The following is a 13,810-nucleotide window of genomic DNA, read 5'->3' as shown; positions in this document are numbered from 1 at the left end:
GTAGCGTGAGACAGCAGACTGGGGGGTCGTGTCGTGACATCTGCGAACGGCCCCGCTACGAACAGGACCTGAGGACGGGTCCGCGCGGGCATGCCTGCCCGCCCCAGCAGTAGGAGGAACGATGGAACAGCAGGTACTCGGACGGACCGGTCGGCTCGTATCGGCTGTGGGCCTGGGCACCTGGCAGCTCGGTGCTGACTGGGGAGAGGTCAGCGAGGCCGACGCCCGCGCCGTCCTCGAGGCTTCCCTCGAGGCCGGGGTGACCTTCTTCGACACCGCGGACGTCTATGGCGACGGCCGCAGCGAGCAAGCGATCGGAGCCTTCCTCAAGGACCACCCCGACACCGGTATCACCGTCGCCACGAAGATGGGCCGGCGCATGGACCAGGTGCCGGAGAACTACGTGCTGCAGCACTTCCGTGAGTGGACCGACCGGTCCCGGCGGAACCTCGGTGTCGACCGGCTGGACCTGGTGCAGCTCCACTGCCCGCCGACAGCCGTCTACTCGTCGGACGCCGTCTACGACGCGCTCGACCAGCTGGTGTCCGACGGCGCCGTCGCCGCGTACGGCGTGAGCGTCGAGAAGTCGTCGGAAGCCCTCGAAGCCATTGCCCGGCCCAATGTCGCGACCGTGCAGATCATCCTCAACGCGTTCCGGCTCAAGCCGCTCGAGGAGGTGCTTCCCGCAGCCTCGTCGGCTGGTGTCGGCATCATCGCGCGGGTCCCGCTCGCGTCCGGCCTGCTCTCCGGCCGGTACACGAAGGAGACGGTGTTCGCGGAGAACGACCACCGCACCTTCAACAGGGACGGCGCGGCGTTCGACGTCGGCGAGACGTTCTCCGGTGTGCCCTACGAAGTGGGTCTCGAGGCCGCGAGCCGGTTCACCGAGCTGGCCAGGGACCGCGTCGGCGACTCCCTCACCCCGGCCCAGGCGGCCATTGCCTGGGCGTGGCAGCGGCCCGGCGTCTCCTCCGTGATCCCGGGGGCCCGCAACGTCGAGCAGGCCCGCGCGAACGCGGCTGCGGGCGACGCCGCGACGCTCGGCCCGCTGTTCATGTCGGGCGTGCGCGAGATCTACGAGGAGATGATCAAGGAGCACGTCCACGACAAGTGGTGAGCTCCGGCGAGTGACGACGGGGTGAGCCGGGAGCCCGGCTCACCCCGTGCAGACGACGAGAGGGGCGGGTGTCCGAGTCCGGACACCCGCCCCTCTCGTCATGCGCGTCAGCCGCGCGCGAAGGCCTGCTCCAGGAGCGTCTGCTGCTGGGCCTGGTGCAGCTTCGCCGTACCGGCGGCGGTCGACGCCGACGCCGGGCGCGAGACCACCTTGACGTAGGGCACGTCCACCGGCAGCGCCAGGTGGATGAAGCCCCAGGCACCCTGGTTCTGCGGCTCGTCCTGGACCCAGACCACCTCGGCGTCACCGTACTTGGCGATCTCCTCGCGGAGCTGCGCCTCCGGGAACGGGTAGAGCTGCTCCAGGCGAACGATGGCCACGCCCTCGTCACCGCGCTTGGCGCGCTCGGCGAGGAGGTCGTAGTACACGCGTCCCGTGCACAGCAGCACCCGGTCGACCTTCGCGGGGACCGCCGTCGGGTCGGTGATGACCTCCTGGAAGGTGCCTGAGGTGAAGTCCTCGACCGAGGAGGCCGCCGCCTTGAGGCGGAGCAGCTGCTTCGGCGTGAACACCACCATCGGGCGGCGGGGACGGGCGTAGGCCTGCCGGCGCAGCAGGTGGAAGTACGACGCCGGCGTGGACGGCTGCGCGATCGTCAGGTTGTTCTCGGCGCCGAGCTGCAGGAACCGCTCGATGCGAGCCGACGAGTGGTCAGGGCCCTGCCCCTCGTACCCGTGCGGCAGCAGCATGACGACCGAGGACGACTGGCCCCACTTCTGCTCTGCGGACGAGATGAACTCGTCGATCACGGTCTGGGCGCCGTTGACGAAGTCGCCGAACTGCGCCTCCCAGAGCACCAGGGCGTCCGGGCGCTCCACCGAGTAGCCGTACTCGAAGCCGAGCGCCGCGTACTCCGACAGCGAGGAGTCGTAGATCCAGAACTTGGCCTGGTCGCCGGACATGTACAGGATCGGGGTCCACTCGGCACCGGTCTCCCGGTCGTGCAGGACCGCGTGGCGCTGCACGAACGTGCCGCGGCGGGAGTCCTGGCCGGCGAGGCGTACCGGCGTGCCCTCAGCGAGCAGCGAGCCGAAGGCCACGAGCTCGCCGAAGCCCCAGTCGATGCCGCCTTCCTTCGCCATGAGCTGGCGCTTCTCGAGCAGCTGGGCGAGCTTCGGGTGGACGGTGAAGCCCTCCGGCGGCGAGGTGTGCACGTCGCCGACCCGCTGCAGCATCTCCGGCGAGATCGCCGTCTGCCAGCCCACCATCGTCCCGGCGTCCTCACGCTGGGACTCGGGGCGCTCCAGGCCTGCTATCTGCTCGGTCTGCGGCGCCGGGGTGAACCCGCCCTTGGTCTCGGTGAAGACCCGCTCGAGCTGCGCCTGGTAGTCCTGCAGCGCGCCCTCCGCCTCCTCGACGGTGATGTCACCGCGGGCGACCAGGTTCTCGGTGTAGAGCTTGCGCACCGAGCGCTTGGTCTCGATGAGGTTGTACATGAGCGGCTGCGTCATCGACGGGTCGTCGCCCTCGTTGTGCCCGCGGCGGCGGTAGCAGATGAGGTCGATGATGACGTCCTGGCCGAACTGCTCGCGGAACGCGAAGGCGAGCTCGGCGGTCCGCACGACGGCCTCCGGGTCGTCGCCGTTCACGTGCATCACCGGGACCTGGTAGCCCTTGGCGACGTCGGTCGCGTACGTGGTCGAGCGGGACGCCGTCGGGCCGGTGGTGAAGCCCACCTGGTTGTTCACGACCACGTGGATGGTGCCGCCGGTGCGGTACCCGCGCAGCTGCGACAGGTTGAGCACCTCGGGAACCACGCCCTGGCCGGCGAACGCCGCGTCGCCGTGCACGAGGATCGGCAGCACGGAGAAGCCGTCGCCGCCGAGGTCGATGCGGTCCTGCTTGGCGCGGACGATGCCCTCGAGCACCGGGTCAACGGCCTCGAGGTGCGACGGGTTGGCCGCGAGGTAGACGCGCGTGGTGGCGCCGGACTCCGACGTGAACGTGCCCTCGGTGCCGAGGTGGTACTTCACGTCACCAGAGCCCTGGACGCTCTTCGGGTCGAGCTGGCCCTCGAACTCCTTGAAGATCTGGCCGTAGCTCTTGCCCGCGATGTTCGCCAGCACGTTCAGCCGGCCGCGGTGGGCCATGCCGATACCGACCTCGTCGAGCCCGCCCTCCGCGGCACGCGACAGGATCGCGTCGAGCAGCGGGATCAGGGACTCGCCACCCTCGAGCGAGAAGCGCTTCTGCCCGACGAACTTGGTCTGCAGGAACGTCTCGAACGCCTCGGCGGAGTTGAGCCGGCGCAGGATGCGGAGCTGGTCCTCCCGCGGCGTCTTGGCGTAGCCCGCCTCGAGGCGCTCCTGGAGCCACTTGCGCTGAACCGGGTCCGCGATGTGCATGTACTCGATGCCGATGGTGCGGCAGTACGAGTCGCGCAGCAGGCCGAGCACGTCGCGGAGCGTCGCCTTCGGCTTGGGGCCGAAGCCCGCCGTCGGGAACGTGCGGTCCAGGTCCCAGAGCGTCAGGCCGTGGGTCTGGATGTCCAGGTCGGGGTGCTTGCGCTGGCGGTAGGCGAGCGGGTCGGTGTCCGCCATGAGGTGGCCACGCGAACGGTACGCCTGCACGACCTCGGCGATCTTGGCGGGCTTGGCCGCCTCGACGTCGGCGTCGACCGTGTTGTCGCGAACCCAGCGAACGGGCTCGTACGGGACGCGCAGCGCCGCGAAGACGCGGTCGTAGAACCCGTCCAGGCCGAGCAGCTTCTCCGAGATGATCTTCAGGAACTCGCCGGACTGCGCGCCCTGGATGATCCGGTGGTCGTAGGTCGACGTGATCGTCATGACCTTCGAGATGCCCATCCGGGCGAGCTGCTCCTCGGACGCGCCGGCGAACTCCGCCGGGTAGTCCATGGCGCCGACGCCGACGATCGTGCCCTGGCCCTGCATGAGCCGCGGCACGGAGTGGACGGTGCCGATGCCACCAGGGTTGGTCAGCGAGATCGTGGTGCCCTGGAAGTCGGGCACGCCGAGCTTGCCGCCGCGGGCCTTGCGGACCAGGTCCTCGTAGGCGGCCCAGAACTCGGCGAAGTCGAGCTCCTCAGCCTTCTTGATGCTCGGCACGAGGAGCTGGCGCGAGCCGTCCGGCTTGACGAGGTCGATCGCGAGACCGAATCCCACGTGCGCGGGCTGGTTGACACCCGGCTTGCCGTCGATCGGCTCGTAGTGCGCGTTCATGACGGGCATGTCGGCCAGCGCCTCGATCAGCGCGAAGCCGATGAGGTGCGTGTACGAGATCTTGCCGCCGCGGCCGCGCTTGAGGTGGTTGTTGATGACGATGCGGTTGTCGACCATCAGCTTGGCGGGCACGGCGCGCACGGAGGTGGCGGTGGGGACCTCGAGCGAGGCCTCCATGTTCGTGACCACTCGCGCGGCGGGGCCGCGCAGCTTCTGGATGTCGTCGACGGCGTCCGGGTGCGCCACCGGGCGCTCGAACGTGTCCGCGTAGTGCGTGGTGGGTGGCGTGGCGATCGGGTTGGCCGGGTTGACCTTCGGGTCGGCCGGCAGGACCTTCTCGCGTACCGGCTGCACGGCCTCCGATGCGGCGGTGCCGCCCGTCACCGGGGGACCCGCCTGCCGGGCGGGAGCGGCCGGAGCCGGGGCCGCCTGAGGGGGCGCCGCAGGGGCGGAGGCCGGGCTCGCCGTGGCCTTGCCTGCGTCTGCAGGAGCCGCGTCGGCCCGAGCTGTCTGGGCGGCCTCAGCAGTGCCGTCCTTGGTGGAACCGTTCTCGCTCGGGGTGTAGTCGGCGAAGAAGTCCCACCACGCGGGGTCTACCGCGTTCTTGTCCTTCAGGTACTGCTGGTAGAGCTCGTCCACAAGCCATTCGTTGGCTCCGAATGACGAGCTCGCCACGCTGATCGACTCTGAACCAGCCTTAGCTGACACGCGCGGATCGCCCACCTTCACCACAGTTGCGTTCTCAGCGCGCCACCCTTGCCGGAGCGCGCACAGCCCGAATGTTTTCGGACCCTCCAAGGGTAGGCCCTTCGTGCCCCTCGGTGGGTGTGACCTGGCGGGCACCGAGGCCCGCTCCGGCGCCAAAGAAGTTGGTTCGTCATGTTTCTCGCACCCAGAGCAAAACCCGGGCAACGTTGGGCCTCGAAGTGGCCAACGTGGCGTTACGGGGTTTTGTTGTCGGGCGGACAACCTTTGGCGCGTGTGACAGAAATCACGGGACTCCGTCTCACGTTCTGACCGCTCGCGCCCCTAGGCTTCTCGGTTTCTCGCGGGTCCGCTCCCGGGTTGCGGCCGTGGGAGCGCCCCGCTCCGGGGCGGAGGATCAGTCGGTGTGGGTGGTCGAGACACCCGGTGCCGGGTGCGCCCGCGCCGGGAGCGTTACCCGCATCGTCGCGCCGCGGTCGGAGTCGACCACCTGGACGTACCCGCCGTGCAGCTCGACCGCCCAGCGGACGATGGCGAGACCGATCCCGGTCCCACCGCTCGACCCGACGGTTCCGCCGGGGGCGTTGCCCGCCGCGGCGGACAGGGCGTTGCTCGCGCCGGTCTCACGTGCCCTGCGGCTGCCGTCGCGCTTCCTGCCGTCGCTGCCGCGGTCCGCCGTCGACCCGGTGCCACGAACGAACCGCTGGAAGATCCGCTCGCGGTCGGCCGCTGCGATGCCTGGACCTTCGTCGCTGACCTCGAACACGACGTCGGACCCCTCGGTGCCGTCCACCGGGTAGGCGTCCAGGCGGATCACGCCGCCCTGCGGCGAGTGCCGGATCGCGTTCTGCAGGAGGTTGATGACCACCTGGTGCAGGCGTTCGGCGTCACCCTCGATGGAGAGGTCCTCCGGCGTGACGTCGACGACGTAGTGGAGGTCCTTGGCGGCGTCGACCATCGAGAGGTCCTCGGCGCAGTCCTCGAGGAAGTCGCCGACGGCGATCGTGCCGACGTTCAGCGCCGAGGCGCCCGCCTCGATGCGCGAGAGGTCCAGCAGGTAGGTGACGAGCCGTGTCAGGCGTTCCGTCTGCGCGTGCGCCTGCTCCAGCGCGCCGGGGGTTGGCTCGACGACGCCGTCGACCATGTTCTCCAGCTGGGCCTTGAGCGCGGCGACGGGGGTGCGCAGCTCGTGGGACACGTTGGCGATCAGGTCGCGGCGCGTCTGCTCGACCGACGCAAGGTCCTCGGCCATCCGGTTGAACGCGTGCGCGAGCTGACCTACCTCGTCGCTGCTCGTCGCGCGCACCCGCCGGGTGTAGTCGCCGTCGGCCATGGCCTGGACCGCCTCGGTGATCTCCCGGAGCGGCGACGTCATACCGCGCGCCAGGACCTGGGTGACCAGCAGCGACAGGATGATCGCGAGGGGGAAGGTGCGGCTGGGTCCCAGGGAGGCCTGCAGACCCAGCCAGGTGATGAGGACGGCCGCCGTCACGGTGGCGGCGACCAGCACGCCGAGCTTGATCTTCAGGGAGCGCAGCGGATCGAGCGGCCGCACGTCGGGGACGCGGGGCACGTGCGGTCTCATCGGGTCACTGGTTCGCGGGCGGCTCGAACGCGTACCCGACGCCGTGCACGGTGCGGATCAGGTCCGGACCGAGCTTGCGGCGCAGCGCTTTGATGTGCGAGTCGACGGTGCGCGTGCCGCTGGCGTCGGCCCAGTCCCAGACCTCTGCGAGCAGGCGTTCGCGCGTGAGCACGGTCTTGGGCGATCCGGCGAGCATCACGAGCAGCTCGAACTCCGTGGGGGTCAGGTGGACCTCCTCGCCACCGCGGTAGACGCGGCGCTGGGCCCGGTCCACCGTGACGTCGCCCATCATCATGGGCGGGTCGGCCGGGGTGGTCGCAGCGGCCTGCGCCGCACGGTCCACGCGGCGCAGGAGCGCCTTGATCCGGGCGACCAGCTCGCGCATCGAGAACGGCTTGGTCATGTAGTCGTCCGCGCCGACGCCGAGGCCGACGAGCATGTCGGTCTCGTCGTCCCGCGCGGTGAGCATGAGGATCGGCGTGGGGTGCTCGGCCTGGATGCGCCGTGTGACCTCGAGCCCGTCGATGCCGGGCAGCATCACGTCGAGCACCACGAGGTCAGGGCGTAGTCGGGAGGCGGCGTCGACGCCGGACAGGCCGTCGCGTGCGACCTCGACGCGCCAGCCCTCTGCGGACAGCCGCTGGGCGATTGCTGTGGCGATCGTCGGCTCGTCCTCCACTACGAGCACGGTCGCGCTCTGCTGACCGGTCGAGGCTGCGGCCGACGCCGTACCGGGCTGCTGCGGGGCCCCAGACGGCTGGGGGATACCAGATGACATAGGTCAATCATGCCTGCACCTACCTGATAAGACACTGAGGCCGGCCTGAGAGTCGGACCGGGAGTGCCTCCGTGCCGTGCTCAGGACCGTGCTGACGCCGCGCTCCAGCAGCCTGGTGCGCGCTGTTCCCGCTACGATCGTTCGCACGATGACCGAGCGATATCCCGACCGAAATTCCTGGCATGCACCGGACTCCACCAGTGCCATGGGGAGCACGAGATGACCGGCGACTGGATCATGGTCGCCGTCGGCGTTCTCCTCACCGCAGGTACTGCCGTCTTCGTGGCGGGGGAGTTCTCCCTCGTCACCATCGATCCCGCCGTGATCGGCGACTCCGACGACTCGGAGGGAGACAGACCCGGCCGGACCAGGCCTGATTCTCGCTCCACTTCTCGCTCCACTTCTCGCCCCACTGCCTCGAACGCTGCCCGGCCGGGTCTCGGCCAGAGCGTCCGGGACCGCAGCGTGCGTACCGCACTGCGCCACCTCTCCACCGAGCTGAGCTCGGCCCAGGTCGGCATCACGCTGACCACGATCCTGCTGGGCTATACCGCCCAGCCGGCGCTGAACTCCCTGCTGTCCGCTGGGTTCGGCACGACGTCCGTGCCGACCGCCGTCTCTGCGGGCCTCGCCGGCGTCCTCGCCGTGGTGCTGGTGAACGTGTTCTCGATGGTGTGCGGAGAGCTGATCCCCAAGAACTTCGCGCTCTCGGCGCCCCTGGCCACCGCGCGGCTGGTGGTGCCGGTGCAGCGGGTGTTCACCATCACCTTCAAGCCGCTGATCACCGTGCTCAACGGGTCGGCCAACGCGCTGCTGCGTCGGATGGGCGTGGAGCCGCGGGAGGAGCTCTCCGGGGCCCGGTCCGCGTCCGAGCTGGCCTCGCTGGTGCGCCGCTCGGCCGAGGAGGGCACGCTCGAGGAGTCCGTCGCTACCCTGCTGACCAACTCGATCGAGCTCGACACCCTCAGCGCCCGCGACGTCATGACCGACCGGCTGCGCATGTCCGTGGTGGACCGGGCCGCGACGGCGGAGGACGTCGTCGCGCTCGCCCGGCGCACCGGCCACTCGCGGTTCCCGGTGATCGGGGACGACCGGGACGACATCGTCGGCCTGGTGCACCTGCGGCGCGCCGTCGGCGTGCCGCACGACCGCAGGGGCGAGGTCCCTGCGGCCGCCCTCATGGTGGACGCGCCAAGGGTCCCCGAGACGGTGCGGCTGGGCCCGCTGCTCGTGGAGCTGCGCGGATTCGGCCTGCAGATGGCCGTCGTCGTCGACGAGTACGGCGGCACCTCCGGCGTCGTGACGCTGGAGGACGTCGTCGAGGAGCTGGTGGGCGACGTGGCGGACGAGCACGACCCCCGACGCGCTGGCGCCGCCCGTGCGGCCGACGGGTCCTGGATCGTGCCGGGCGTGCTGCGCCCCGACGAGCTCGACGAGTACACGGGGATCGATGTACCGGAGGGCGCCGCCTACGAGACTCTCGGCGGCCTCGTCATGGCGGAGCTCGGCCGGATGCCCGCCGTCGGCGACCAGGTCACCGTGGGGACCGCGGTAGCCCGCGTGACGCTGCGCGTCGAGGCCATGGACGGACGCCGCGTCGAGCGGGTACGGGTCCGGCCGCTGCCCGACGACGACGGCGGCAGGGCCGATGACCACCGGGTCAGGGCCGACCGGCAGCGCAGCGAGAAGGGGGCGAACCGATGAGCACGACCACCGCACTCGTGATCGGCCTCGTGCTGCTCGCCGGCAACGCATTCTTCGTCGGCGCGGAGTTCGCCGTCATCTCGGCGCGCCGGAGCGCCATCGAACCCCTCGCCGCGGCGGGCGACCGGCGGGCCGTCACCGTCCTGTGGGCGATGGAGCACGTGTCGCTCATGCTGGCCTGTGCGCAGCTCGGCGTGACCGTCTGTTCCACCGGCCTCGGCATCGTGGCGGAGCCTGCACTGGCGCACCTCCTGGAAGGGCCGCTGCACAGCATCGGGGTGAGCGACAGCCTCACCCACCCGATCGCGCTCGTCATCGCGCTGTCCCTCGTCGTGTACCTGCACGTGGTGCTCGGCGAGATGGTGCCGAAGAACCTGGCCGTGTCCGGGCCCGACAAGGCGGTCATGTGGTTCGGGCCGCCGCTGGTGCTGCTCGCCCGGGTGCTGCGCCCGGTGATCGGCGGTCTGAACTGGGTGGCGAACCACGCGGTGCGGCTGGCCGGCGTGGAGCCGAAGGACGAGGTCGCCTCCGCCTTCACCGCGGAGGAGGTGCAGTCGATCGTCGAGCACTCGCAGGCCGAGGGAGTGCTGCGCGACGAGCAGGGCCTCCTCACGGGCGCCATCGAGTTCTCCAACCGCACCGCGAGCGACGTCATGGTGCCGGTCGACGGTCTGGTGGCCGTCGACGAGACGAGCACGCCCGACGACGTCGAGCGGCTCGTGTCGAAGCACGGCTTCAGCCGCTTCCCCGTGGTGACCCACGGGGAGGAGGGCGACGATCTGGTCGGGTACCTGCATCTCAAGGACGTCCTGTACGCGACGGGCCCGGCCCGGTTCGAGCCGGTCGCGGTCTGGCGGGTGCGCGCGCTCGCCGCCGTCGGGCCCGAGGACGAGGTCGAGGACGCGCTGCGGGTCATGCAGCGTTCCGGCTCGCACCTCGCGCGGGTCGAGGGAGCGGACGGCGGGCTGCTCGGCGTCGTCTTCCTCGAGGACATCCTCGAGGAGCTCGTCGGCGAGGTGCGGGACGCGATGCAGCGCCGTTGAGCGGCGACCGACCGGCTGCTGGCCGGGTACAGACCAGGTACGGGGCACGTGATGTGCGGTTCGTCCCATGCACAGGCCGGGGTTGGCAGGCGGGCCGACCCCGGTTAGTGTCTCGTGCGACATACACACCGCGAGGGGCCGCGGCACACATGACGACGGAGGACCAGTGGAGTCCACGGCTGTGACGAGCACGCATCCTGCCCTCACGACGCGCCGTGCCCGGCGCGAGGCGGAGCAGCGCACTCACGCGACACGAGCCCGGTCCACGCGGGCGACGACGTCGTTCGACCAGCTGGTCACCGGGTCGGTGGCGAAGCCCGCCAGGCCGACGTCCTCCGTGCCCGCCGGGCAGCGGTTCATCTCCCGGGCGACGGTGATCGGCACGCTCGCCGCCGCGACCATCGCCGCACCGCTCACGCAGGCGATGCACCAGACCGGTGAGTCCCCGTTCGACGTCGAGGCGCCGCCCACCGGCCCGAGCACGCTGGACCTCGTGACGCAGCCGGTGGAGCGCCCGGAGGCGTCCGGCTCGGTGGTGCGTGCCGAGGCGATCACACGCCCGGAGTCGGCCGCAAGCCGCTCGCTCGACCGCAGCCCCTTGCCAGAGTGCGACCTCGACGCACCCGTCGAGGGGACCAACGGCGCGCTCCTCGACCACTCGCTGTGCGAGCTGTGGCAGCCGGGGGAGTACCTGCGGCCCGACGCCGCGATGTCGCTCAGCGCGCTCAACGAGGCGTTCCGTGCCTCGTTCGGCCGGGAGATGTGCCTCGTGGCGAGCTACCGCAACCTCGACACCCAGTACGAGCTCAAGGCCTCACGCGGGTACTACGCCGCCTCGCCCGGCACGTCCATGCACGGCTGGGGCCTCGCGATCGACCTCTGCTCCAAGGAGACCGGGGACAGCGAGGTCTTCTCGTGGCTCTGGGCCAACGCGCCGACCTACGGCTGGCAGAACCCCTCCTGGGCGCAGCTCGGTGGCAGCAAGTACGAGCCGTGGCACTGGGAGTTCGTGTCCGGCGTCAGCGAGAAGGGCGAGTGGCGGGGCTAGGGAGCCCTCAGAGACGAAGGTGGGTGTTCGGCCCGAAGTCCTGGCGGAACACCGGGCCCTCGCTCGCGAGCTCTGCGGCGAACGACGGCGCCCACGCGCTGTAGGGCTCCATGGCCAGCGACTCGTTGGAGAACCGGCGGTCGTCGGTGATCTCGGTGACGCAGAAGTCCGGGATCTGCAGGCCCGTGACCGGGCCGGAGCGCTCGCACTCCGCCACCACGAGCGGGTGGTTGGCTCCACCGAACACGTCGATCGACCAGCCGTCCGCCCCGAGCCACACGGCATAGCGGACCTTGACGATCGGTGCCCCGCCGCGACGGACCAGCTCGACGCCGACGCTCGGGTCCAGCTGACGTTCCGCCTCGTAGCGGGTGCCGCCGACCGCAGGCCCCTTGACGGTGACGGCGGCGAAGTCGATGTCCGGGGTGTGCGCCCGGAGGATCTCCGCCGGATCGGTCTCACCGCTCAGGTCGGCGTCGACGTCACCGGCCTGGACACGGACGCGGAGGGCGTAGCCGTCGTCGGCCAGGAAGTACGACTGGACGATGAGGGCCGGCGCGTCCCGGAGCTCGGCCGGGAGCTCGCGCACGAAGAACCGGCGCTCGAACTCGAAGTCGGCGTAGCCGCGGTCGGGATCGGCCTGGCCGGGTTCGTCGAAGCGATCGTCGCTCATGGGGTCCCCAGGTGCCTGGCGTCGGCTGATCTGGGTAGTTTACCCAGGTCGTGCAGAGCGTGGGGTCAGGCCTGCGCTACGGCGGGGTCCGGCCGGGTGAAACGCCCGAACGCGGTCTCCAGGTCGGCCATCGTGCAGTTGATGCTTCCCGGCTTCAGCACGACCGGCGTGCCCACCAGGCGGGCGTTCGCCGTACCGACCACGCGCCTCAGCGCGGTCCGCTGACGCACGACCACGGCCCGCGGGTCCGCGACGTCCACGGCGAGCACCCGCTGAAGTCCCAGCCGGGTCTCACGGACGCCCGTGACCTCGGACCAGAGCACCTGCTCGACGCCGAGGTTGGGCAGCCAGTCGGTGAGGCCGTCGTCGTCGAGCGTGAGCACCGGCCAGGTGGGAAGGAGCAGGCGGCGCACCACGAGCAGCCCCAGGCCGGTGAACACGAGGACTCCGATGGCGCTCGCGGACACGGTCGCCAGGGCGGCAGCCGAGCCGGTGGTCTGTGCGGCGTCGAAGCCGAGGCGAGCGGCCACCGCGCACAGCACCACGAGCGCGAGGGTGGTCAGGGCGAGCGTGAGGACGTGCGCACGGGACGGATAGAAGTCCACGGACTCGCTGGGCATACCGGGACACTATCGGCACCTAAGGACGAATCGGTAGCCCGCCTCCAGCCCACCTACTGACGCGGGGTACTGCGCACCGGATCCTGGGACAGGAGCGCCGCCAGCGACTTCGCGGGCGTTCCGGCCACGACGACCAGCAGTGCCGTCGCTGCGGTTCGTGCCGGTGGACGGCCTGCCCGAGCCGACGCTGGCGCTCGTGTGGCGAACCGATCGAGAGAGTCCCCGCATCCGGAGCTTCGCGGACGCGGTCGAGGCGGCCTGGTAGGCGGCTCACCAGGGTTTTGCGTGCCCTTGCCCGGTTCGATTTCGATACGAGACGGCTGTGTATCGTATTAGGGGTGAGGGACGAGCGGAGTCGTGCGCCGGGCCGACCGAGGAACACCGAAGCCGACGGCGCGGTACTGGGGGCAGCACTCGACCTGATCGCCGAGTCCGGCGTCGAGGGCGTGAGCATCGAGCAGGCGGCGAAGCGGGCGGGCGTGGCTCGGACGACGGTCTACCGCCGGTACGCGACTCGCGACGACCTCGTGATCGCCGCGCTCGTGGCGAACGAGGCAGCGGTGCTGGTCTCGTTCCAGATCCCCGAGCATCCCGGGCCTGCCGACCTGGTCGCCACCTGGTCGGCAGGGCTGAGCGTTCCCAGGGCCCGGCGGCTGCTGCGCCGCATGATGTCGGTGCCGCGGGACCACCCAGAGCTGTGGGCGGCATTTCGCGAGGCGAGCATCGACTCGCGCGACGAGAGCGTGCACGACCTGGTTGTTCGCGCCCAGGAGCGCGGCGAGCTGGCCCCGGACGCGGACCTCGAGATGGTCCAGGCCCTGCTCACGGGTGCCGTGGCGGTCCACCTCACGAACTATCCGGACGACACGCCGGCCGAGGAGGTCGCCGAGTACTTCTGGCGCGTGCTGCGCACGATCGGGTTCCGGACCACGGCACAACCAGGGCGAGCGGGCCGGGAACGTCGAGGGTTGCCGGTGAACGCCGGGGTCGGTGCCTGATGGTGTCCTCTGGGGGCGCGGGGGTCTTCGCGGGCCTTCGTCGGCCGGCACGCCATCGTCTGCGTGCCATGTGATCTTCCACCGAACAGCCGGTCGGACCGCAGAGGATGGCGTGGCATGCAGAGGATCGCGTGGCATCGGCGGTTGCGGGCGCAAAAAAGGCCCGCAACCGGGTGCGATGCCTGGTTACGGGCCTGGTGCGCCTGAAGGGATTCGAACCCCCGACCTTCTGCTCCGGAGGCAGATGCTCTATCCACTGAGCTACAGGCGCGAGGCCGTCGCGCGGGGTGCGGTGCTGCT

The 13,810-nt window shown here is 70.6% G+C and carries 10 protein-coding genes and 1 tRNA gene; 5 read left to right on the top strand and 6 right to left on the bottom strand.

All coding sequences use genetic code 11. The features are described from left to right. Positions 1–121 precede the first annotated feature (121 nt). Complete coding sequence (locus ACFS27_RS25495) at positions 122–1,117, top strand: aldo/keto reductase (RefSeq protein ID WP_377189387.1); 996 nt, start codon at positions 122–124, stop codon at positions 1,115–1,117. Positions 1,118–1,224: 107 nt separating this feature from the next. On the opposite strand, the gene ACFS27_RS25490 is transcribed toward ACFS27_RS25495, so the two are convergent. From ACFS27_RS25490 to ACFS27_RS25480, 3 genes are all read right to left on the bottom strand, one after another. Further along, positions 1,225–5,031, bottom strand: coding sequence for a multifunctional oxoglutarate decarboxylase/oxoglutarate dehydrogenase thiamine pyrophosphate-binding subunit/dihydrolipoyllysine-residue succinyltransferase subunit (locus ACFS27_RS25490; RefSeq protein ID WP_377189384.1), 3,807 nt, complete (start codon positions 5,029–5,031; stop codon positions 1,225–1,227). A 427-nt stretch (positions 5,032–5,458) separates the two neighbouring features. Next, positions 5,459–6,646 (bottom strand): sensor histidine kinase, encoded by a 1,188-nt coding sequence (locus tag ACFS27_RS25485; RefSeq protein ID WP_377189381.1) that lies wholly within the window; start codon positions 6,644–6,646, stop codon positions 5,459–5,461. Positions 6,647–6,650: 4 nt separating this feature from the next. Then, on the bottom strand, positions 6,651–7,334 hold the full coding sequence (locus tag ACFS27_RS25480; RefSeq protein WP_116673914.1) for a response regulator transcription factor: 684 nt from the start codon (positions 7,332–7,334) through the stop codon (positions 6,651–6,653). A gap of 309 nt (positions 7,335–7,643) precedes the next feature. On the opposite strand from ACFS27_RS25480, the gene ACFS27_RS25475 reads away from it, so the two are divergent. The 3 genes from ACFS27_RS25475 to ACFS27_RS25465 all read left to right on the top strand — a co-directional run bounded on the left by ACFS27_RS25475 (position 7,644) and on the right by ACFS27_RS25465 (position 11,219). Next, positions 7,644–9,128: a hemolysin family protein gene (locus ACFS27_RS25475; protein WP_377189378.1), complete on the top strand. Its 1,485-nt coding sequence runs from the start codon at positions 7,644–7,646 to the stop codon at positions 9,126–9,128. After that, positions 9,125–10,171: a hemolysin family protein gene (locus ACFS27_RS25470; RefSeq protein WP_377189375.1), complete on the top strand. Its 1,047-nt coding sequence runs from the start codon at positions 9,125–9,127 to the stop codon at positions 10,169–10,171. Before ACFS27_RS25475 ends, ACFS27_RS25470 begins: the two co-directional genes overlap by 4 nt. A 166-nt stretch (positions 10,172–10,337) precedes the next feature. Continuing rightward, positions 10,338–11,219: a M15 family metallopeptidase gene (locus ACFS27_RS25465; RefSeq protein ID WP_377189372.1), complete on the top strand. Its 882-nt coding sequence runs from the start codon at positions 10,338–10,340 to the stop codon at positions 11,217–11,219. 7 nt (positions 11,220–11,226) lie between these two features. Here ACFS27_RS25465 and ACFS27_RS25460 read toward each other — a convergent pair whose 3' ends face one another. Together ACFS27_RS25460 and ACFS27_RS25455 are read right to left on the bottom strand one after the other, a co-directional pair. After that, positions 11,227–11,892, bottom strand: coding sequence for a CYTH domain-containing protein (locus ACFS27_RS25460; protein WP_377189369.1), 666 nt, complete (start codon positions 11,890–11,892; stop codon positions 11,227–11,229). Between the two features lie 65 nt (positions 11,893–11,957). Continuing rightward, complete coding sequence (locus tag ACFS27_RS25455; protein WP_377189366.1) at positions 11,958–12,512, bottom strand: STM3941 family protein; 555 nt, start codon at positions 12,510–12,512, stop codon at positions 11,958–11,960. 338 nt (positions 12,513–12,850) lie between these two features. Here ACFS27_RS25455 and ACFS27_RS25450 point away from each other — a divergent pair, with 338 nt between their 5' ends. Next, entirely contained in the window at positions 12,851–13,510 is a 660-nt protein-coding gene (locus ACFS27_RS25450; RefSeq protein ID WP_377189363.1) for a TetR/AcrR family transcriptional regulator, read from the top strand. A gap of 195 nt (positions 13,511–13,705) precedes the next feature. On the opposite strand, the gene ACFS27_RS25445 is transcribed toward ACFS27_RS25450, so the two are convergent. After that, positions 13,706–13,781: transfer RNA gene (locus ACFS27_RS25445), tRNA-Arg, on the bottom strand. Between the last annotated feature and the right edge of the window lie 29 nt (positions 13,782–13,810).

The organism is Promicromonospora vindobonensis, from assembly GCF_042685865.1.
In the GTDB taxonomy this organism is placed as follows: Bacteria; Actinomycetota; Actinomycetes; order Actinomycetales; family Cellulomonadaceae; genus Promicromonospora; species Promicromonospora vindobonensis.
The sequence above is the reverse complement of the archived record's forward strand: the minus strand, read 5'-3'. Positions and strand labels throughout refer to the sequence as shown.

Excerpts from the sequence above, each read along its gene's own strand:
- ACFS27_RS25495 (WP_377189387.1), top strand. The coding sequence starts at position 122 with ATGGAACAGCAGGTACTCGGACGGACCGGTCGGCTCGTATCGGCTGTG.
- ACFS27_RS25485 (WP_377189381.1), bottom strand. The coding sequence starts at position 6,646 with ATGAGACCGCACGTGCCCCGCGTCCCCGACGTGCGGCCGCTCGATCCG.
- ACFS27_RS25475 (WP_377189378.1), top strand. The coding sequence starts at position 7,644 with ATGACCGGCGACTGGATCATGGTCGCCGTCGGCGTTCTCCTCACCGCA.
- ACFS27_RS25470 (WP_377189375.1), top strand. The coding sequence starts at position 9,125 with ATGAGCACGACCACCGCACTCGTGATCGGCCTCGTGCTGCTCGCCGGC.
- ACFS27_RS25460 (WP_377189369.1), bottom strand. The coding sequence starts at position 11,892 with ATGAGCGACGATCGCTTCGACGAACCCGGCCAGGCCGATCCCGACCGC.
- ACFS27_RS25455 (WP_377189366.1), bottom strand. The coding sequence starts at position 12,512 with ATGCCCAGCGAGTCCGTGGACTTCTATCCGTCCCGTGCGCACGTCCTC.